This is a genomic window from Streptomyces sp. NPDC058576, from assembly GCF_042718715.1.
Classification (GTDB): domain Bacteria; phylum Actinomycetota; class Actinomycetes; order Streptomycetales; family Streptomycetaceae; genus Streptomyces.
Genome location: NZ_JBHXPF010000002.1, coordinates 190415 through 209580, shown reverse-complemented (window position 1 = coordinate 209580; position 19166 = coordinate 190415). Strand labels below are relative to the sequence as shown.

General features: G+C 67.8%; 20 protein-coding genes. 8 read left to right on the top strand and 12 right to left on the bottom strand.

Annotated elements, in window-relative coordinates; all coding sequences use genetic code 11:
* Nucleotides 1-81: 81 nt before the first annotated feature.
* The 10 genes from ACFWRV_RS02495 to ACFWRV_RS02450 form a co-directional block, all read right to left on the bottom strand.
* Nucleotides 82-1662: an ABC transporter substrate-binding protein gene (locus ACFWRV_RS02495; protein ID WP_384327057.1), complete on the bottom strand. Its 1581-nt coding sequence runs from the start codon at nt 1660-1662 to the stop codon at nt 82-84.
* Nucleotides 1663-1780: 118 nt separating this feature from the next.
* Nucleotides 1781-2536, bottom strand: coding sequence for an SDR family oxidoreductase (locus tag ACFWRV_RS02490; RefSeq protein WP_384327055.1), 756 nt, complete (start codon nt 2534-2536; stop codon nt 1781-1783).
* 31 nt (nt 2537-2567) lie between these two features.
* Nucleotides 2568-3329, bottom strand: a complete 762-nt coding sequence (fabG, locus tag ACFWRV_RS02485; RefSeq protein WP_384327053.1) for a 3-oxoacyl-ACP reductase FabG — start codon at nt 3327-3329, stop codon at nt 2568-2570.
* A gap of 219 nt (nt 3330-3548) precedes the next feature.
* Nucleotides 3549-3932, bottom strand: coding sequence for a DUF3037 domain-containing protein (locus tag ACFWRV_RS02480; RefSeq protein ID WP_384327051.1), 384 nt, complete (start codon nt 3930-3932; stop codon nt 3549-3551).
* Nucleotides 3929-4810 carry a HipA family kinase gene (locus ACFWRV_RS02475; RefSeq protein ID WP_384327049.1) on the bottom strand — a complete coding sequence of 294 codons (882 nt, stop codon included), beginning with the start codon at nt 4808-4810 and terminating at the stop codon, nt 3929-3931. The genes ACFWRV_RS02480 and ACFWRV_RS02475 overlap by 4 nt, the downstream gene beginning before the upstream one ends.
* Before the next feature lie 110 nt (nt 4811-4920).
* Complete coding sequence (locus ACFWRV_RS02470; protein WP_384327047.1) at nt 4921-6156, bottom strand: tyrosine-type recombinase/integrase; 1236 nt, start codon at nt 6154-6156, stop codon at nt 4921-4923.
* Between the two features lie 50 nt (nt 6157-6206).
* Nucleotides 6207-6515, bottom strand: a complete 309-nt coding sequence (locus ACFWRV_RS02465) for a helix-turn-helix transcriptional regulator (RefSeq protein ID WP_384327045.1) — start codon at nt 6513-6515, stop codon at nt 6207-6209.
* A gap of 637 nt (nt 6516-7152) precedes the next feature.
* On the bottom strand, nt 7153-7653 hold the full coding sequence (locus ACFWRV_RS02460; RefSeq protein ID WP_384327043.1) for a gamma-glutamylcyclotransferase family protein: 501 nt from the start codon (nt 7651-7653) through the stop codon (nt 7153-7155).
* Nucleotides 7650-8153, bottom strand: coding sequence for a GNAT family N-acetyltransferase (locus ACFWRV_RS02455; RefSeq protein ID WP_384327041.1), 504 nt, complete (start codon nt 8151-8153; stop codon nt 7650-7652). The genes ACFWRV_RS02460 and ACFWRV_RS02455 overlap by 4 nt, the downstream gene beginning before the upstream one ends.
* Before the next feature lie 70 nt (nt 8154-8223).
* Entirely contained in the window at nt 8224-9408 is a 1185-nt protein-coding gene (locus ACFWRV_RS02450) for a hypothetical protein (protein ID WP_384327039.1), read from the bottom strand.
* Nucleotides 9409-10437: 1029 nt separating this feature from the next.
* Here ACFWRV_RS02450 and ACFWRV_RS02445 point away from each other — a divergent pair.
* Nucleotides 10438-10854 carry an ATP-binding protein gene (locus ACFWRV_RS02445; protein WP_384327037.1) on the top strand — a complete coding sequence of 139 codons (417 nt, stop codon included), beginning with the start codon at nt 10438-10440 and terminating at the stop codon, nt 10852-10854.
* 101 nt (nt 10855-10955) lie between these two features.
* Here ACFWRV_RS02445 and ACFWRV_RS02440 read toward each other — a convergent pair whose 3' ends face one another.
* The gene (locus ACFWRV_RS02440) at nt 10956-11438 is read right to left on the bottom strand and encodes an SAM-dependent methyltransferase (protein WP_384327035.1); all 483 of its coding nucleotides are present in this window, start codon (nt 11436-11438) and stop codon (nt 10956-10958) included.
* Between the two features lie 72 nt (nt 11439-11510).
* Complete coding sequence (locus tag ACFWRV_RS02435) at nt 11511-12755, bottom strand: Tat pathway signal protein (protein ID WP_384327264.1); 1245 nt, start codon at nt 12753-12755, stop codon at nt 11511-11513.
* A 333-nt stretch (nt 12756-13088) separates the two neighbouring features.
* Here ACFWRV_RS02435 and ACFWRV_RS02430 point away from each other — a divergent pair, with 333 nt between their 5' ends.
* The 7 genes from ACFWRV_RS02430 to ACFWRV_RS02400 all read left to right on the top strand — a co-directional run bounded on the left by ACFWRV_RS02430 (nt 13089) and on the right by ACFWRV_RS02400 (nt 19076).
* Nucleotides 13089-13586, top strand: coding sequence for a DUF6415 family natural product biosynthesis protein (locus ACFWRV_RS02430; RefSeq protein WP_384327032.1), 498 nt, complete (start codon nt 13089-13091; stop codon nt 13584-13586).
* 360 nt (nt 13587-13946) lie between these two features.
* A complete protein-coding gene (locus ACFWRV_RS02425) occupies nt 13947-15467 on the top strand; it encodes a sensor histidine kinase (protein WP_384327030.1) in 1521 nt (506 codons plus the stop codon).
* Between the two features lie 64 nt (nt 15468-15531).
* Nucleotides 15532-16050, top strand: a complete 519-nt coding sequence (locus ACFWRV_RS02420; protein WP_384327028.1) for a roadblock/LC7 domain-containing protein — start codon at nt 15532-15534, stop codon at nt 16048-16050.
* Nucleotides 16047-16454, top strand: coding sequence for a DUF742 domain-containing protein (locus ACFWRV_RS02415; protein WP_384327026.1), 408 nt, complete (start codon nt 16047-16049; stop codon nt 16452-16454). Before ACFWRV_RS02420 ends, ACFWRV_RS02415 begins: the two co-directional genes overlap by 4 nt.
* A gap of 7 nt (nt 16455-16461) precedes the next feature.
* Entirely contained in the window at nt 16462-17088 is a 627-nt protein-coding gene (locus ACFWRV_RS02410) for an ATP/GTP-binding protein (protein WP_384327024.1), read from the top strand.
* Nucleotides 17089-17189: 101 nt separating this feature from the next.
* Nucleotides 17190-17735, top strand: a complete 546-nt coding sequence (locus ACFWRV_RS02405; protein ID WP_384327023.1) for a GAF domain-containing protein — start codon at nt 17190-17192, stop codon at nt 17733-17735.
* An 87-nt stretch (nt 17736-17822) separates the two neighbouring features.
* Entirely contained in the window at nt 17823-19076 is a 1254-nt protein-coding gene (locus ACFWRV_RS02400; protein ID WP_384327021.1) for an acyl-CoA dehydrogenase family protein, read from the top strand.
* Nucleotides 19077-19166 lie beyond the last annotated feature (90 nt).

The following is a 19166-nucleotide window of genomic DNA, read 5'->3' as shown; positions in this document are numbered from 1 at the left end:
AGGTTCTTGATCCCGAAACCTACCGGTCACCACTGACAACGGGCCTCCGAGGAGGCCCGTCGCCGCTGTCCCTGCCGTTGTCTACCAACTGGCCTTGCGGTACAGCTCCCACATCTGCATGACGGTCTGCGGGTCGAGTGCGCGCTCGCCGCCGCCGATGTCCTCGCCCGCGGCGACGTACAGCTTGCCCTGCCACAGGGGCAGCAGGCGGACGTCGTTGACAAGGATCTCCTGGGCCCGCTCGAACTGCTTGCTGACCGCGCCCCGGTCGCTCTCCTGCCGCGAGGCGGGGATGAGCTGCTGGGTGATCTCCTTGTTGATGTACGGGGTGCCGGTGACGGGTTCCTGGCCGACGAAGGGGGCGACGAAGTTGTCCGGGTCCGGGAAGTCAGGGAACCAGCCGCGGCCGAAGACCGGGTACTCACCCTTGTTGAAGCCCTCCTGGAAGGTCTTCCAGGGCTCGCCCTTCAGGGTGACCTTGAACAGTCCGGAGGCCTCCAGCTGCCGCTTGAGCTCCTCGAACTCGGGCTCCGTGGAGGAGCCGTAGCGGTCGGTGGTGTACCAGAAGCTCATCTTCACGGGCTCGGTGATGCCGGCCCCGGACAGGATGTTCTTCGCCTTGTTCACATCCGGGTCGCCGAACGTGTCGAAGAAGCTCGTGGTGTGTCCGGCGATACCCTTGGGGATCATGGAGTAGAGGGGCTCGGCGGTGCCCCGGTAGACCTTCTCGACCAGCGCGTCCCGGTCCACGACATGCGCGATGGCCTTGCGGACGGCGGGGTTCGCGGCGGCCGGGTCCTTCGGGTTGAAGACCAGGAAGCGGATGTCCGCGCCGGTGCTCTCGACGATCTGGAGGCCGGCGTTGTCGTCCTTGTTGTCCTCCAGGCTGACGACCTCCTCGGCTGTCAGACCCCGGTAGGTCGCGTCGATCTCATCGGCCTTGAGCGCGCTCACCATGTCGGCGGACTTCTCGAAGTAGCGGATGGTGACCGCGTCGTTCTTCCGGTTGGCGAAGCCCTTGTAGTCCGGGTTCTTCTTCAGCTCGGCGGTGGCCCGGTCCTCGTAGGACTCCAGGGTGTACGGGCCGGAACCGGTGACCTGGCCGTCGTCGCGGATCTTGTCCTTGCGGTAGTCGCCGGGGGCGACGAGCGACATGGCGGGCGTGGCCAGGATGAACGGGAACGTGGCGTCGGACTTGTTCAGGTGGAAGACGACGGTGTCGTCGCCCTTGGTCTCGACCCGGTCCAGGGAGCCGAGCAACCCGGCCGGGCCGCCCTTGAAGTGAATGTCCACGATGCGGTCGATGGAGTACTTCACGGCCTTGGCGTCGAGCTTCTCGCCGTTGGAGAACGTGAGGTTCTTCTTGAGCGTGCACCGGTACGCCATGCTCGTGGCGTCGGTGAACTTGCAGGATTCCGCCGCGTCCGGCTCCGGGCTCGTACTGCCGGTCGGGAAGCTCACCAGAGTCTGGTAAACGTTCCGCATCAGTTCCCAGGACCCGTCCCAGGCCGCCGCCGGATCGAGTGTGGACGGGGAGCTGGTGGTCCCGACGGTTATCTTCTGGTCCGTTTCCGATCCGCTGTCGGAAAGGAGACCGCAGCCGGCCAGCAGAGAAAGGGAAGCTAGGGCTGCAGCAGCCTGCAGACTGGCCCGGTAGAACACGTGCACGCTCCTCGATCAGCCATGGGTCGGCAGACCATACCGCAGCGCCCCACCGGATCAATCCGCTGGCCCGGTGGGGCACTTGACTCAATCAGGGCCAAAACGGTCCAGGCCGCTCTCAGCCCACGCCCGCGTTCAGGAAAATTCCTCCGTCGACCACGAGGGTCTGGCCGGTGATCCAGTCGGACTGCGCTGAGGTCAGGAAAGCCGCCGCACCCCCGATGTCCTCGGGCACACCGAGCCGGCCCAGCGGATAGGCGGCGGCCGCCTCCGCTTCGCGGCCCTCGTAGAGCGCCTCGGCGAACTTCGTCTTGACCACGGCCGGGGCGATCGCGTTGACCCGGACGACCGGGGCGAACTCGTGCGCCAGCTGGGCGGTCAGGTTGATCATGGCCGCCTTGGACATTCCGTACGCGCCGATGAACGGCGAGGGGGCGACGCCCGCGACGGAGGCGATGTTGACGATCGCCCCGCCGTTCTCCCGCTGCCACGCCTTCCAGGTCTGCTGGGCGAAGCCCAGCGCCGAGATCACGTTGGTCTCGTAGACCTTGCGGGCCACGTTGAGGTCGAGCTCGGCCATGGGGCCGAAGACCGGATTCGTCCCGGCGTTGTTGACCAGGTAGTCGACCCGGCCGAACGCCTCCATGGTGCGCTCGACCGCCGCGGCCTGGTGGGCCTCGTCGTGCGCCTTGCCCGCGATGGCGATCACCCGGTCGGAACCGAGCTTCTCGACGGCCTCCTTCAGGGCGTCCTCGCCCCGCCCGGTGATGGCCACCCGGTCGCCGCGGGCGACGAGCGCCTCGGCGATCCCGTAGCCGATGCCCCGGCTGGCGCCCGTGATGAGGGCGACCTTTCCACTGTCCTGCACCGTCATGATGTCCGCTGCCCTTCGGATCGGTTCCGGATCAGTTGAGGGGTCCGCCGGCCACGTACATGACCTGGCCGGAGACGAAGCCCGCGTCGTCGCCCGCGAAGAAGGCGATGGCGTTCGCGACGTCCTCGGGGCGGCCGACGCGCTGGACCGGGATCTGGGTGGCTGCCGCCGCCTGGAACTCCTCGAAGCCCATACCGACACGGGCGGCGGTCTGGGCGGTCATCTCGGTGACGATGAAGCCGGGCGCGACCGCGTTGGCGGTGACGCCGAACTTGCCGAGCTCCTTGGCGAGCGTCTTGGTGAGGCCCTGGAGCCCCGCCTTGACCGCGGAGTAGTTGGCCTGGCCCCGGTTGCCGAGGGCCGAGGAGGAGGAGAGTGAGACGATCCGGCCGAACTTGGCCTCGACCATGTGGGCCTGGACGGCCTTCGCCATCAGGAACGCGCCCTTGAGGTGCACGTTCATCACGAGGTCCCAGTCGGACTCGCTCATCTTGAACAGCAGGTTGTCGCGGAGCACGCCCGCGTTGTTCACGAGGATCGTGGGCGCGCCCAGCTCGGCGGCGACCCGCGCGACGGCGGCTTCCACCTGGCCGGCGTCCGACACGTCGCAGCCGACGGCGAGCGCGGTGCCCCCGGCGGCGGTGATCTTCTCGACCGCGTCCTTGCAGGCAGCCTCGTCGAGATCGAGTACGGCGACGGCGCGGCCCTCGGCCGCGAGGCGTACGGCGGTGGCGGCGCCGATGCCCCGTGCCGCTCCCGTCACGATGGCGACACGCTGCTCGGTGGTGGACATGCTTGGTTCTCCTCGCCCTTGGATAGCGGCTCAGCGGACGTCGGTGCGATTCCCTGACAGAAAGGCTCCCGGTCGCTGAGCAACCGCTTAGTACCTTCAGCAGTCGAGACGCTAGAAGCCCTGGCACCCGGTGTCAACGGCGCACGCCCCGGCGGGCCGCACGTCACACCGGGCGGGAGCACACGCCGTTGTGCCGTGAAGGTCCCGCCGGGGCGCGGATCAGCGCACGAGGAGGTCGAGCAGCCGTTCCACCTCACCGGCCGGGTCGGTGGTCAGCCCGCTGTGCACCGCGCCGGGCTGGACCACCGTGGAGCGCGGGGCGATCAGCCAGCGGAACCGCCGTCCGGCGTCGTCGCCCGCCGCCTGACCGGCCCCTTCACCGCCGCCGCAGACCCCCTCGACGGCGCGCAGGGCGGCTCGCACCCCGACGACGTCGGCATGCGGGTCCAGCGCCTTCAGCTTGGCCTCGTCGAGGTGCGTCCGGGCGGCGACGAACGAGTGGGCCCGGCAGTAGACGAGCACCCCGGCGTTGAAGCACTCCCCCCGCTCGACCCGGGGCACGATGCGCAGGAGCGCGTACTCGAAGACATCGCGCCGCGTCATCGGCCGGCCTCCTCGCCGGCCGGGGCGGCTGCCGCGGCACGGTCGTCGCCGTCGGCCCGCTTCCGCCGGGGCGGCAGGCGGTCGGTGAGCCAGCCCGGGGCTTGCGAGGGCCGGCTCGCGGTCGGCGCGTCCAAAGTGATCCGCTCGTGGATGGCGGCGGCCCGCGCGAGCAGCGGTGCGACGTAGGCCCGGCGCACCTCGTCGGCGGAGGCGAAGCCGGGCTCGTCGGCCAGCCATACGTCCGGCACGTCGGCGGCGACCTCGGTGAGCAACTCCTCGGTGACCAGCGGGGCGAGCTCCGCGGCGGCAGCGGCGATGTCCGGCCCGAAGGGGGCCAGGACATGGTCCGAGGCGTTGTACGGCTTGGCGGCGGAGGCCTGGGCCCCCGGCCAGTTGTGGTGCCAGATCATGGTCGCGCCGTGGTCGATGAGCCAGAGGTCTCCGTGCCAGACGAGCAGGTTGGGGTTGCGCCAGGAGCGGTCCACGTTGTTGATGAGCGCGTCGAACCAGACGATCCGCCCGGCCTCGGCCGCCCCGACCTCGTAGGCGAGCGGGTCGAACCCGAACGAGCCCGGGAGGTAGTCCATCCCGAGGTTCAGTCCGCCGCTCGCGCGGAGCAGCTCCTGCACCTCCTCGTCGGGCTCGGCGAGTCCGATGACGGGGTCGAGCTCGATGGTCACCAGCTCGGGCACCCGCAGCCCCAGCCGGCGGCCGAGTTCGCCGCAGATGATCTCGGCGACGAGCGTCTTGCGGCCCTGCCCGGCCCCGGTGAACTTCATGACGTACGTGCCCAGGTCGTCGGCCTCGACGATCCCTGGGAGCGAGCCACCCTCCCGCAGGGGCGTGACATAGCGGGTCGCTACGACTTCTTGCAACACTTTCCCAGGCCACCCATCTCTTCAGCCTTACAATCAACAGAGGGCTTCTGTCGGGCGCAGAGGCGGGAATCGCCGGTCGACGGCGCTGGGGAGAATCTGGGGAGTTTCGGCTAGCGAGCCGATGCCCCGCCCTTCCCAAGCAGACCGTCGATGGTGCCGCGCCCCTTGCTGCCAGCCTCCGGCATGAAGTGAGCATAGTAACCGAGAGTGATCGCTGGCGAGGAATGTCCGAGCCACCGCGCCAAGGTCACGACGGACTCGCCGGCTTCCAGCATGATCGAGGCGTAGGTGTGCCGGAGCACGTGGAAACCATCCTTCGGGGCCGCCGCCCACTGCCAGGCTTTCGCGCCCTCGGCACGTGGCGGGATGACACCGGCCTTGGCCAAGGCAGGCTTCCAGGTGTAGGTGTTCCATGTGTTCACCGCGATGGCGTTGCCGAAGCGCGTGGTGAGCAGCAGGGAGGACTTCTTCCTCTCCCCCTCCGGCTTACCCCACGGCAGCTCCACCTCAACTGGCGGGAACGCTTCGATGTGACGCCTGAGTTCCTCGGCCACCGAGGGGGGCAGATCCACGGTGCGGATCTTCTTCCCCTTCGGCAAGGCGAAGTACAGCCTTCCGTGAATCGCCTGCACTTGGCGCCGAACGTGAAGCATGCCGCGTTCATGGTCGATGTCCTCCGGACTCAGTCCGAACACCTCGCCCTGGCGGAGTCCGCAGCCCAGACCGACTACGACGGCGATCCTGTTCCGCTCGTTGATGGCATCGCGGACCCGCAGTGCCGTAGCCATCGGCCACGCGTCGCGCCGCTCCCGTGGCGACTTGGGCCACCGCACAGATTTTGCGTGCATGGGGTTGCGCGCAAGGCGCTTGTCGTCGACGGCCGCTTCCAGGATGGAGGAAAGCTCGGACAGGATGCCGCGCTGGTAGTCGACCGACGAGACTGTCGACTCCAAGTTGGCTACGAACGCACGCAGATCCGATGCGGCGATACTCCTGAGAGGAAGCTGGCCCAGGTACGGGATGATATGGAGACGCGTCCTACGCTCCTGACTGTCCTGGGTTTTCGGAGCACCTCCTCGACCTGGCGTCCAGTGCGTCGCGATATAGTCGGCCAGCGTGATGGACCCATCGCGCGGGTCTACGAACTCGCCTCGCTCCTCGTCCGTGGCTGCCCGGCGAAGCCACGCCTTGGCGTCCTCCAGCACATCAAAGGCTCGGTCTCGCACGCCAGGTAGGCCAGCGACCTTGTACCGCTTGCCCTTACCGTAGCGAGCGGTTTTCTCCCTTCTCCCGGTGACCGGGTCCTTCTTCTTTTTGAGCCAACGATCCTCGATGTAGCCGGCCAAACAGGTTTCCTTTCAAGTTGACATGAGCGGCGCCCGACGTGTTCGGCGCGTCAAGCACCGGGGTTCGTAGGTCGCTGCGGATGCGCACTCAGTGGGCTCAAAGCAGAGTTGGATCGAGAGTCTGCGCGTTCCTGCTCATGAATCCAGGTGTCAAGAGCTGTCCGCCGGTACATGACGCGCCCGCGAGGGCCCATGCGGAAGCTCGGCGGCCCCTGCCGTCGGTGCCGCCAGACGTAGAGCGTGTGCGGTGACATGCCGAGGTACGAGGCAGCATCCCTTACGTTGAGAAAGCAGGCGTCGCGTACAGCGCTCGCGGGTTCAGACACAGCCAGGGGAGCGAACGGCGATCGTGAAGGCATGGAGCACTTCCTAAGAGGGACGAGAGAGGATGGACCTAGGCGGCCCGCGTCCACCACGACTCCACCGCCAAGCACAGTCGTATGCGAACACCTGAATCGTCCTGATGATCGCCGGTTTGGCCAACCGGCGATCGTCGGCTATGTTGTGCGCGCCTCCCCGATGGGATCGCAGTACTTCGGTGGTCTCGATTAGGGAGCCAGGCGGTATGAGCACAGGAATGGCGTCGTGCCGTCCGTAACGAGCACCAGCAGACCGCCATCTCCTAGGTGGTTAGGATTTCGCGCACCACCTTTCGAAGAATTTCTTCTGACTTGGCGTTTTCCGCGGACGTTGTACATTGACATGGCCCCGACCGAGGTTCCAGTCTTTTGCTGTCAATTCTCGTCTGCCGTGAGCGAATTCCCATGATCAGCCCCCGAGGAATCGCTGGTCTCGACCTTGGCGAAGGGAAGGAAGCCGTTCACAGGCACCTTGAACCCCGCGCATGCCTTCGTCGACCGAAACTGCAGGCGGCCCCCTGAATCACGCGGGGGCCGCCTGCGGACGAAACGTCGCGCTGCCGCACGGACGGCGGTCAGTTACCGCTCGTCTGATTCGCGTTCCACCTTCGTCGCGCTCGGGCGCACGCCGCCCGGTTCAGTGGCCAGTTCCGGCGGTCAGCCCCGGGGCAATCCGCGCACACCGCGCGGCGTACTCGCCAAGGTGACGGGCACGGAACTGCTCGGCATCCCAGTCCTCCTCCAGCACTTCGCCATCCGGCCAGACATAGGCGAGCCCTCGCTCGCCGGAGGCCAGAGCCACCTCGCGCAGGTCGTAGCGGTCATCCTCGAAGGCATCGAGAATCGCCCACTCCGTCCGGCTGAGGTCCGTGAAAAGCACGCCGGGCGCCACGGAGCCGGGCGCCGCTACGAGTCCCGGGTAAACCCGGCCCTCCAGGGACGCCGCGCGCCAGCCGGGTGCGCTAGCCGGCACCTGCTTCGGTATTCGGCCGACCAGCGCTTCGAGGACGGCATCGAACTGGAGCGTCCCGTACACGAACAGGATCGCGGCATCCGGCGCGATGCGGTCACCGCGACCGACGGTCACCGCAATTGGGGAGGACTGGGCGGATATCTGGTGCATGATCATTCCGGTCATCGCGGGCTGGGCAGGTACATAGCGTTGTAGATCGGAGACTCTGGGGCGTGCTTGATCTCCCCCATCACCGTGTATCCCCATCGCAGATAGGCGTCATGTGCTGGCTGATTGTCGATGATGCAGGTCAGGGTGGTGGCGCTCTCCGCGCGTCCCGAGATCACGGTGTCGTGGATCTTTCTGCCGAGGCCCTGGTTCTGGCACTCGGGGAGGACCATCAGCTCACGGAGCCAGAAGACCTGCCGAATATCCGCAAGGGCCTTGAGCTGCGCCGGCCTCCGGGTGCCGAGGGAGATCCACCACGGCTTGTCGGCGGGCAGCGTGGCGCCGTGCACGTATCCGATGATCTGCCCGTCCCTGCGCGCGGTCACGGTCTCGAAGCCATCGCTGTCGAAAGCCGCCTCCAGCCGCTCCCGGAAGGAGGCGACGGAGAAGAACGGGTCGCCGCTGTACGGGGGCTTGTCGTACACCCTTGCGTACACCTCGACCATCTCGTCGGTCACGGCCTTGACTGACGCCCGATCGTATCGCTGGTACTCCACATCCACTGGTTGCATCTCTCCTTCTACCGAATCACGCGACAACCGCGCGGATCTCTGCGAGCAGGTCCCCTACCCCGCGGGCACGGTATCGAGGGGCCAGTCCATCGTGGACGATCTTCAGTTGCTGGACCGCCCGAGCGGAAGACAAACCCGCCGTCCGGATCAGCCCGATAGCCTTCCTCGCGGCATCGACGCTGTGGTCGATGTCCCCTGCGCCGATGGCCGCGGTCGCCAACCGGCCCAAGCACATGCCCCTGTTCCGCGAGTGCGCCACGTCCTGCAGCTTCTCCGATTGCGCCAGGAGCCTCTGGGCGCGGGCGGTCTGGCCGAGGTCGAGCCGGCACATCCCCTCCAGGCACACCAATTCCGCCTGATTAAGGAACGTCGTCCAATCCGGGTCGCGGTCGTCCGTCCCGAGTTCCCATTCCTTCCAGGCCCTCTTGATCGCGGACTCGCAGCTGAAGGCATCGCCGACCCGGGCGTGCCCTTGAGCCTCACGGATCGCCAAGAGTGCCGTGACACGTGTTGGCGCGCTCCACATACCCGCGTGTGTCTGCGCGAGCCGGGCAAAGCGGATGGCCTCACGCCCCTTGTTCAGATCCACGGCCTGGCGGGCCATGTTGCTCAGCGTCCGGCTGGAGAGCACATCGTCGCCGGTCAGCATCGCGGCGTTCAGCGCCTCTGAGAAGTACTGCCGAGCCTTGGCGTGGTGCCCGGCATCGTAGGAGAACCAGCCAAGGCTGGTAGTGAACTTTCCTGCCAGAGCATGCAGTTGCTGGCCTAGCTGCTCGTCGTAGATACCACGGTCGATCATGTGGTGTACCCACAGCAGGTGAGCACGCGTCGGCCGCCAGAGCCGGTTTCCGCCGAATTGCTGGTCCTGTGCGTCCATGTCATCCGCGGCCTGGCGGAGAAGTTCGACTTCGTCTTCGGCGATCTTCCAGTCCGCGGAACTGGCCACGTCTGTCGTCGTCTGAGCCAGCCACGGCGGCGGGTCCTGGTCACCTCCGGCGAGGAAGGGCATCGCCGCAGCCGACTGCTCGATGAGCGGGACCGGTGTCACAACGGGCACAGCGGAGGCACCAGGAGGCGCTTCTCCCGCACTCGGGCGGAGCCCGAGCTGCTCAACTGGCCGCTGGAAGTACAGCTCAAGGACTACCCGTGTTTCCGGGTGGGGGTAGGGGCGCGGTCTCGTCTCGCTCTCCCACTTCGACATCTGGCGGACGGTGAAGGTAGGGGGCTTCGAGACCCGCCCTTCAGCAGCCAGCCGTTCTGCCAGCGTGTTGAGTTCGTCAACCGCTTTCGCCTGGGTCCGGTTTCGGCTCTCGCGTAGCGCTCTCATCGGGCTGCGACTCACCGGATACCCCCTCTACCGACTGGTGTCAGCTCACCGTAGCGGTCATCTCGCGGGCTGCGTGAGGCGTCGTCAGCGAAAGCGCTGGTGAGACGGAAGTAGGCGTCGAAAGGGCGGGGGAAGGGCGGGTGGGAGGCGCTCAAGGGTCTGGCGAAAAGACCTGTTCAGCACCCAGAGCCTTCCGCTGCACTAGGTGACGTCGGATGCACCGTGCGTGCTCATGGATCAGATATCTACCTGGGAGGGGCTCATGGGGACCTGCACCGTGACCAGCGAGCCCGAGCGCATGTCCGCGTGGTTCGCTGCGTCGACTCCCTCGTCGGAGGAGTCCATGACCGTCTGGCGCCGTACGCCCGGCTTCCCTCGTCGACTGCCGACCGGCATCACCTTTGATGTCGTATTGGCGCCCCCCGCCCTCGTTGAAATGGCGTACGGCATCCTGCGGCAGTACGAACAGACCGTCGGACCTGCTGTCCGCTTCACCAACCCGGCCACGGCGGCCGTACTCGTGCCGCCCGGCACCGCAGCCCGTTGGGGCAATTTGGTCGCCGGGGCGTCCTGGCTCGACCGGAGTGCTGTTCCAGCGTGCCTTGGTGCCGGCCACGCGGTTCGTATCCCCGGGCTCGCGCCATCGGCGCAGGGCGTACCGGTGGAGTGGCTGGAGGCTCCCAGCGCCGAGTCGGCTATAGGCGGCGTCCCCCTGCTCACCGCTCCGGTGCAGCTGGTCCGGTGCCTTGCCGAAGCCCGTTCGCTTCTCACCCCCGACTACAGGCGGAGCCCCCTCTCCAGAGCGGCATCCGCGGTCCGGGCGATCCTCCTAGCTCCTCAGAGGGCGTGATGACAACGACTCCCGTACGACCGCACCGAGGCTCCTACCGTGGCGGCGACCTCATGCGTTCCACGTTCGACATCAAGCAGCGACCGCCAGGTGAGCTTCCGCCGCCCGAGGACGGCGAGAAGGTCGGCGTCATGCGACGCCGGACCCGACAGCGTCTGAGCGCCTGCGGGTTGGCCTGTGTTGCAGACGAGGCTGTCTTGATCGTTTCCGAGCTGGTCACCAATGCCATCGTGCACAGCGGAGGCCGGGAGATCACGGTGATTCTGTCGCTCCGCGCAAACTCCCTGCGCATCGACGTTCACGACGGCGTACCTAGTTCCCACGCACATCCCAAGGCTCCCAGTGACGCCGCCGAGGACGGCCGTGGCCTTGTCCTCGTGCAGTCCTTCGCCGAAGAAGGGCGAGGCACTTGGGGCGTTGACGACGCTGGCGCCACGACATGGTGCGAACTGAGATTGGCGGCAAGTTGATGACTGGCAACCAGGGCACAGAACACGCTCCCCCGACCTCTTCCTGCGCTGGTGGCGCGCCGATGGTCAGTGCCGCCATCGACAAATTACGGGAAGCCGAGTTACGGGCGCTCCGAAGCGTCCAGCCAGTACGTAGTAAGCATTTCGCCCGGCCAAGCGGGCTGACGGACGTCGCTTCGAGGCCCCATCTCCACGAAGTACGGGGCCAGGTCGATGATCGGCGTCCCGTCGACAGCGTCAAGATCTGTGACCAGAAGGTCCCGGCCCTCCACTTTCAGCAATCGCGGGCAGCTGATCGCCAGTTGGTTCGGTCGCCGGTGGTTGCGATGGACGTACGTACCGGTCGCCGGCCACCGCGGATTTCCCCTGGGGCTACGCGCGTGCAACTGAACGTCTTCTGGCCGCGCCAGGTGGAAGCGCCACGTCACCGTCAAGTGGGAGAACTCCTCGATGCCCTGCAGCGTTTCGAGGGGGTAACGGTCGTTGAGCCGGATGACCGATTGGACTCCGCCCTGGTAGTCGTCCTGAACGCGGGTGTGCCCCCCGACCACCGTTGCGATCGATTCGACCTCATACATCGCCACCGAGGTTCGTTCCCTTCCCTCAAAGTCACGCATTCCGTAGCCGTCTCGCGAAACGACGGCCCCTCTCCACGATCACCCTATGGCCCGCAACATCTCCCGGGCCCGACGGTCCAGTTCGGTTACGTGACGACCGCCTCGGTGCCGAACGGGGGAGAGATCGCTCTGTATCCGAACCATGACGTCACGCGCGCGCCCAGAGTGGACGCCAGCCATGGCGTCGAGCGCTTGATCCCAGGTGGCGCACGCCTCATCAAGGCGCCCCTGCTGGACCTGGACTGCGCCGAGGTAGCCGAGGGTCACACTGTGAGTACGGGCGAACTGCTGCTGACGGCGAGTGGCAACACTGCGCTGGAAGTGGATCTCCGCGTCCAGCGGCTGGCCCAAGTCGCGCAGAGCGCAAGCGGTCTCGTGGGCAAGGGAGGCTTCCTGAAAGAAGCCCACGCGGCCCGGTGCTTCGTCGTTGTCGGCGCGGGAGAGATCCCGCTCCGCGAGGCTGATGGCCGCGAGGGTGCCGGGCCGGTCGCCGTCGGACGCGAGCGCTCTGGCGTAGACGATCGCGAGCAGTGCTTTCTCGCGGTGGCTGGCCTGGCCGTAGCGGTCGCGGGACATGGAGGCGTCGGCCAGGGCGAGTGCCCTGCGCGAGTGCCCGAGGTCCACTGCTTGGTGTGCGAGGGCGCGCAGGATATGGCCACCGAGCGGTCCGTCTCCGGCTTCCGCCGCGATACCGGCCGCGAGGGTGAGGTAGCGCTGCGCTGTGCGGTGCTCGGAGGCATCGAAGGCCATCCAGCCAGCGAGATAGACCATTTCCGCGACAGCGGAGTACGTGTCCCCTCGGTCTCGTTCCGTACGGAATCGGCTTCCGAGCAGGGGGACTGCTTCGTCGCGAAGGTGGCCGGCCAAAGCCGAGCGCCCGGAGGCTCCACCGCGCTGCTGGTCACGCGCGGAGTAGAAGGTCGTGAGGTTACGGACGTCGTCGATGTCTGCCTGGGTCACCAGGCGAGGGGAGACTGCTGTGCGCCTGGCTGCCGCGGCCGGTGCGGCTGCCCACCAAGAGGCGGCGGGCAGGGCGAGGCCGGCGGCGGAGTACGCGGCGGTCGCCAGCAGCTTGCGTCGGTGCATGTCCAGATCGTCGCTTCCCAGCTCGGCCAGCACTGTCAGAGGGTCGACGCTCCAGTCGGAACTGCTGCCGGTCGGACCTGTCGGCTCTTCCTCCAGCCCGAGGTCCGCCAGGGTGAGGGGGCGGCCAAGCCTGCGGGACAGCGTCTCACGCAGGATATGCCGCGCTCTTCCGCTGGGAATCGTGCCCAGGACCCACATGGAGATGTGCGAGCGGGAAACGGCCTCCAGCTCCCGTACGCCGCTCTCCGCGGCCACTCGGGCGACCGCACCAGCTGCTTGAGGTTGGGACCAGCCCGCTTCCCGCAGAAGTGCGGCGAGGGCGACGTTTCGTTCACGGGCCACGGACTGCCCCTCGGTTCCGAAATGATCTTTGGCGCCTTTGGCGGCCTTGGCGGGCGTGCATGCATACCCCTTGGCGGGGATCCACGGTTTGCTCAACGTAGCGGCGGGATAACGCAGTTTGCACGCCACCCGTCAGCCTTCCACAGCAAATCTCATTCAAATTGGCTTGATCCAGACAGGAGTTGTCTCATGCGTCTCTCGCTGGTCCGACATCGGGCAACCTGTCGCGATGGCCGTGACAGGCAAGATCACCACTTCGCCATGCGGCCGGTCGATGTCCAGCGAGATCAACCAGTAACTGCGGCGGAGATGGTGGCGCTCGTGCTGGACGAGGACTCGCCGTTGCCGGAGAGCGTCGGCGATGTGGAGGAACTCGCGCAGCGTCTTCGCGGTCAAATCAGCCAACTCGGGGCCGTCGTACCGCCGGGAACGTCTGCGCTGCACAGTGCGCAGCAGCTCGCTTCGGCAAGCATCCCGGTCGGCTACGTGGCCAGCAGGGTGCATCTGGTGCAGCTGGCCGAGGCAACCCAGGCACTTGTCGCGACCGTGAAAGCCCACGGTGTTGCCCCCACGAATCCGGTGCAGAGACGGCGTTGGTGGAAACCGCAGCTCAACGTTCTGCGCGGTTCCGTCTTCGCTGTCGCCTTCGCCTGCCTTCTTCTGGCCGCGTCGGTGCCCCGAGCATGACCGTCATCGGGGCAGTTCTGATCGCGGTGGTTCTCAGCCCGATGGCGTGGCTGATGCTCCGCAGCGGCCGAGCAACCGGCCACGCCGCTCCCCAGGACGAGGACTCCGTACAGGGGCTGAACCGGACCTCCCCGCACAGGCGGCCACCTCGCCCTTCCTCCTCTACCGTTCCCGGCCGCTGTCGCGGCCCCGAAGCCATCCCCGGTTCGCGGGGTCTACGGAGATCCACACAATGGCTCGCCTTCCGCGTATCGAGCAGTACTGCCTGATCGGTGACATGAAGACCGAACCCGAGAATGTGCGTCCTGGATGAACGTCAAGGTCCAATCCCCCTGTGAGCCAACACCGTTGAGGTTATCCATGATCGACACCGCGTTCCCGAGTCGGCTGGCTGCGACCGGCCACCGCAGACGGCGGCCTCCGCAGATCGACTCCCTCACTATGCGCTGTGTCCGTCGTGCCGTGGCACGGCCCCTGCTGCTACTTGCGGCACTGCTGGGCGCCGTCTTCGCCGCCTGGTCGCTCTCCACGGTGGCTCCCGGCCTCCTCTTCGTCGGCCTTGTCGTCGGACTCGTCGCAGTCGCATGGGTCGCAGACCGTGGAGCGCGAACGGCCGCCGGTGCCGTGCAGGCAGGCGCCGAGGAACGGCGAGCAGCGGTGCTGACCGCCCTCACGGGAGCTGCGGCGGCCGTAGAGAAGTCGGTGGCGTGGTCGGCGGACGAGCTGTGCCGAGGAGCACGGCCGCCGTTGCCGGACATGTCAACGCCACAGCCGGCCAGTCCGAACGCCGAGGTCGACACGGTATTGAGTGCACTCCAGGTGCACGCCGTCGCCGCGCTCATACGCGTGCACGACGAGTCCCAGTCCGTCGTCCTTCTTGAAGTGCTGAGCCGCCTGGCCATGCGGGAGCACACCCTGGTCGGGAAGGCCCTGACGGCGCTCAGCCAGCTGGAGATGCTGACCGACGACCCGGAGCTGCTGTCGAAGATCTTCGAGATCGACCACCTCGTGACGCGGATGCGTCGCCAGGTCGAGAGCACGGCGGTGCTGGGCGGGCAGTCCCTGCGCAGCGTGCGCCGGCCGGTTCCCGTCACGACCACGCTCCGCGGTGCAGTATCCGAGGTGGTGCAGTACCCGCGCGTTGTTGTGGCAGCCGGTTCCGTGGGAGCCCAGCTTGGTCTTCCGGGACACGTGGGCCCGGATCTGACGCACCTGGTGGCCGAGCTGATCGAGAACGCCTGCGAGTGCTCCGATCCGGCGACGAAGGTGTGGGTGCGGGCCCAGCAGGTGCCCAGCGGGCTGGCGGTCGAGGTCGAGGACCGAGCCATCCCCATGCATGCGGAGGCCCGTGCGCAGATGAACCGTCTGCTCCAAGACCCCGACGAGGTTGATGTCAGCGGCCAGGTGCGAGCCGGACAGCTCGGCTTGCTGGTGGCCGCGAAGATCGCCCAATCGCATGGGCTGTCCGTCGTCCTCCAGGAGAACGTAACGGGAGGCACTACGGCTCTGGTCGTGATTCCAGCCCGGCTCCTCGTAACCCTTGCCCCCATCGATGGTGCGGGCGGCAGCCACCAGGAGATCCGCCCTGACGCGCTGCCACCTCTGCAGCCCCCCTCCGCGATGGCCAACCCGTCAACTGACCGGGCGAGTCGTCCGATCGCCGCGGAAGCACCGCTGGCCGGAAAGGCGGAGCAGTCTGCCTCTGCGCCCGATCTTCCTCGGCGTACGCGGCAGCCCGGCACACTCCGCCCGCCACGCGAACGGGAACAAGCCCCGGCGACGGCCGCGAGGCCAGGACTCGCAGGCGCCTTCCGCAACGGCATCGAGTCCGGCGGCAGCACGAGCTCGGCCCCCGATGCGACCGGCCAGCCCAGACACTGACGGTCATCCCTCCCCTCGGCCCGGACGTATCCGCTGGCCCTTCCCCCCTTCTGGAGCGATACCCATGAGCGCCCACCCTGAGATGAGCCCCGTTACGACCGGAGACGCGGTCGCCTCTGCGGCGACCGCGAGCCATCAGCGGGAGGACATGGCCTGGCTGCTGCGGCACTTCGTCGCCGACGTTCCGGGCGTCACGCACACCGTCCTGCTGTCGCGGGACGGGCTGCGGCTGCTGGACAGCGAGGTCAACAAGGACTGGGCGGACGAGTTGTCGGCCGCGCTCAGCGGTGTGGCCTCCATCGCGTCGAACATCACCGGCCCCAGCCACCAGAAGCGGCCGGCCAGGCAGGTCATGATCGAGCGCGACGACTGCCTGTTCTTCGTCCAGAGCGCCGGTCAGAGCGCGGCCTTCGGAGGCCATCCCAGCAACGAACGTGGTCTGGTGGATACGGTCCTCGCCGTCATCGCCGCGACGGACGCCGACGCCGGCACCGTCGGGTTCGAGATGGGGCGACTGCTCCAGAAATTCGCCCCCTTCATGCAGATCCCCGTCCGAGTCGGCACGGGTGAGGAGGTCCGGTGAGCCCCGACGGCGACGCGGCCGAGGAAACGGTGTTCGTCCGGACCTACACGCTGACGCGCGGGCGCACCAGGCCGCGGCATCTGCTGGGCATGGACACGGTGCTGGACGCCGGACCTGGACGACCTGGCCCCGGTCAGGTCGAGGAGTGCGAAGAGATCGTCGCCTTGTGCGGGGAGCACCGCCGTTCGGTGGCCGAGCTCGCGGGACGGCTCGGCCGCCCCGTCACCGCCGTCAAGATCCTCGTTTCGGACCTCCTTGACGTCCACGCCCTGGTCATCTCCGTCACCGATGCCTATGCCGCCTCCGATGCAGACAAACGCCCCAACTCTCATCTACTGGCTGCCCTCGCGGCGGGCCTGAAAAGGAAGTGGCCCGATGCCGTCGCCTACCCGCAGGCCGGATGATCCGCCCGTGGTGACGCGGACTCCGTCGCATCCGGAGGCCGGCGCACCGACCGTGCTGAAGGTCGTGATTGCCGGGGGCTTCGGCGTCGGCAAGACCACCGCCGTGGGAGCCGTTAGCGAGATCACGCCGCTGAGTACGGAGGAGTACCTGACCGAGGCGAGCGCGGACGTGGACAGCCTGGACGGGGTCGAGGCGAAGCAGACCACCACGGTCGCCTTCGACTTCGGCCGCCTCAGTCTGCCCGAGCCCGTGCCGCTGGAGCTGTTTCTGTTCGGCACACCCGGCCAGGACCGGTTCGGGGGCCTATGGGACGACCTTTCCCGCGGAGCCGTCGGCGCGGTCGTCCTGGTCGACACCCGTCGCCTGGCCAGCAGTTTCGCCGCCGTCAGCTTCTTCGAGGACATCCGCCTGCCCTTCGTAGTCGCCGTGAACCACTTCGACGGAGCCCACCGCTACCACCCCGACCAGGTCCGCGCCGCCCTCGAACTGCACGCCTCCGTACCGGTCGTCATCTGCGACGCCCGAAACCCGCGCCATGTCGCCGGTGTGCTGCTGACCCTGGTCGGCCACGCCCTGAAGAACGCACCGCAAGATCCCGCTCGCCCCTCATCCACGACCCTCCAGGACGCCTGATGTCATACCAGCCCGACGGCCCCCAACTCGCGACACAAACCGGCCCAGCCGTCCTTTCCTTACCGCAACGAGGCATCCGCAATGGTCCTCACGGCCCGTCCATGCCGTCCGGACACAGCGTCGCCGGTCCCCCGCCGGCCCACCGGGCGATCGAACTGGGCCAGCGGTACGAGCTGCTGGAGCGCCTGGGCGTGTCCACCGCCGCCAGCCAGGACTTCGACGAGCTGGCCCAGGACATGGCGGAGAAGGCCGGGTTCCTGTACGGGTTCGTCAATCTGTTCCTGGAGAAGCAGACCTTCGTCGGGCTGCACCAGCCGCCGGCGGACAGCGGGTACGTCATCGTCGGCCGCACCATGAACCACGACCACGGCTGGTGCCCGGAGGTCGTGGCGCGCAAGAAGGCCCTCCCGCTATACGACGTGCACGCCAGCCCGCGCTTCAGCGGTAACCAGGTGGTCGACGCGGTCGGGATCCGCTCCTACTTCGGGGCACCGCTCATCCACGACAGCAGCGGGACGGTGCTGGGAACGGTCTGCGTCATCGACCCCGAGAAGCGGCCCTTGAGCGAGGCCCGACGGCTCAGAGACATCGTCATCAGCGCCGGCGCCCAGGTGATGGACCACATCGCCCCCGCGCCCGGCCGCTAGACCCGTTACGCCACCCCCACCCGGGAGCCGCTAGCGATCCCCGGCCGCTCCACCGCGCGAACTTTACCCAGGGAGAGGGAGACGACCATGCCCGCCACACCCGCCACACCGCCTCCGGCGCTGCGGCCCTATCTCACCGCCCGCCACGAACTGCTGTGGGATGAGGCGGACGCCTTCGCGGCCGAGCACGTCGCACCGCGCGCCGTGCGGATGGAAGCCGCTCCGGGCAGGGTGGAGCGCAAGGTCGCCGATCTGATGGCCGCACGGGGCTGGTTCGCCGTCACCGTCCCGTCTGCCTTCGGGGGTCTGGCCGCCGGCCATGTGGCCAAGACGGTCCTGATCCACCGCATCGGCTGCGTCTCGGCGGCTGCCGCGGCCATCCTGCAGGCCACCTTGATCCCCGTCGGCGCCTTGCTGCACTTCGCCACCGTTGAGCAGCAGGGCCGCTGGCTACCCGGGGTGGCGGACGGTTCGCTGCTCTTGTCAATCGCGGTGACCGAACCGACCGCCGGCGGGCACATCGGCGGCATCGAGACCACCGCCAAGCGCACCGGCAACCAGTGGGTGATCACCGGCAGCAAGGCTCACATCGGCAACAGCCACCTCGCGGGAGCCCACCTCGTCCTCGCCCGGACCTCCAAGACGGGCATGCGTACCTCTCAGGCGCTAACCGCGTTCATGGTCGAGTCCGACCGCCACGGGCTCACCGTCGCCGACCACCGCCCCGGCCTCGGCCTGCACGGCTTCTCCGTCGGCCGCCTCGACCTCGACCATGTCCGCGTCCCCGCGGACAACATGGTCGGAGAGATCGGCCAAGGGCTGAGCGTGGCCCAGAGCAGCAGCATCTTGTACGGCCGGCCCAACCTGGCCGCGGTCAGCCTCGGGATTCACGAAGCGGTCGTGGCCACCACGACCGCTCGCCTCAAGGCACGCCCCCGCTACCGGGGCGCCCTGTCCGATCTGCCGGTCCTGCGGGACCGCATCGGTGACATGGAGGCCCGCCTGCGCGCCGGCCGAATCCTCGCCTACCAGTCCGTGCACCTTCTCGACCAGGGCCTGTCCTGCGACGCCGACCTGATCAACGCGAAGTACCTGGGCCACCAGTGGGCCATAACGTCAGCCCAGGACGCCATGGAGCTGCACGGCGCCCAGGCCCTGAACTGCGACTACGTCCTCCAGCGCCTGTGGCGCGACATCCAGCACACCTATCCGCCGGCCGGAACCGGTGAAGTCCAACGAATACGCCTCGCGGACGCCGCGTTCGACGAGGACCACATCCAGTGGTCCGAACGCCTGGCCGCCGATGCCGCCGGGGCGCAGCCCGACCCCACGGCCGCATGAAACCCCCGTGCGCGGCACCCCGTGGAATCCCAACCGCCGCGCACGGGCCCGTGCCGCCGGCCCCGTCCCCCGCGGGGACCGGCGGCACCC

What these genes read in the sequence shown, in the direction of transcription:
- ACFWRV_RS02425 (WP_384327030.1), top strand. Translation starts at nt 13,947, where the DNA reads ATGATCGACACCGCGTTCCCGAGTCGGCTGGCTGCGACCGGCCACCGC.
- ACFWRV_RS02430 (WP_384327032.1), top strand. Translation starts at nt 13,089, where the DNA reads ATGCGTCTCTCGCTGGTCCGACATCGGGCAACCTGTCGCGATGGCCGT.
- ACFWRV_RS02490 (WP_384327055.1), bottom strand. Translation starts at nt 2,536, where the DNA reads ATGACGGTGCAGGACAGTGGAAAGGTCGCCCTCATCACGGGCGCCAGC.
- ACFWRV_RS02465 (WP_384327045.1), bottom strand. Translation starts at nt 6,515, where the DNA reads ATGCCTTCACGATCGCCGTTCGCTCCCCTGGCTGTGTCTGAACCCGCG.
- fabG (WP_384327053.1), bottom strand. Translation starts at nt 3,329, where the DNA reads ATGTCCACCACCGAGCAGCGTGTCGCCATCGTGACGGGAGCGGCACGG.
- ACFWRV_RS02480 (WP_384327051.1), bottom strand. Translation starts at nt 3,932, where the DNA reads ATGACGCGGCGCGATGTCTTCGAGTACGCGCTCCTGCGCATCGTGCCC.
- ACFWRV_RS02420 (WP_384327028.1), top strand. Translation starts at nt 15,532, where the DNA reads ATGAGCGCCCACCCTGAGATGAGCCCCGTTACGACCGGAGACGCGGTC.
- ACFWRV_RS02445 (WP_384327037.1), top strand. Translation starts at nt 10,438, where the DNA reads ATGCGTTCCACGTTCGACATCAAGCAGCGACCGCCAGGTGAGCTTCCG.
- ACFWRV_RS02405 (WP_384327023.1), top strand. Translation starts at nt 17,190, where the DNA reads ATGCCGTCCGGACACAGCGTCGCCGGTCCCCCGCCGGCCCACCGGGCG.
- ACFWRV_RS02450 (WP_384327039.1), bottom strand. Translation starts at nt 9,408, where the DNA reads ATGTCGAAGTGGGAGAGCGAGACGAGACCGCGCCCCTACCCCCACCCG.
- ACFWRV_RS02435 (WP_384327264.1), bottom strand. Translation starts at nt 12,755, where the DNA reads ATGTGGGTCCTGGGCACGATTCCCAGCGGAAGAGCGCGGCATATCCTG.
- ACFWRV_RS02400 (WP_384327021.1), top strand. Translation starts at nt 17,823, where the DNA reads ATGCCCGCCACACCCGCCACACCGCCTCCGGCGCTGCGGCCCTATCTC.
- ACFWRV_RS02460 (WP_384327043.1), bottom strand. Translation starts at nt 7,653, where the DNA reads ATGACCGGAATGATCATGCACCAGATATCCGCCCAGTCCTCCCCAATT.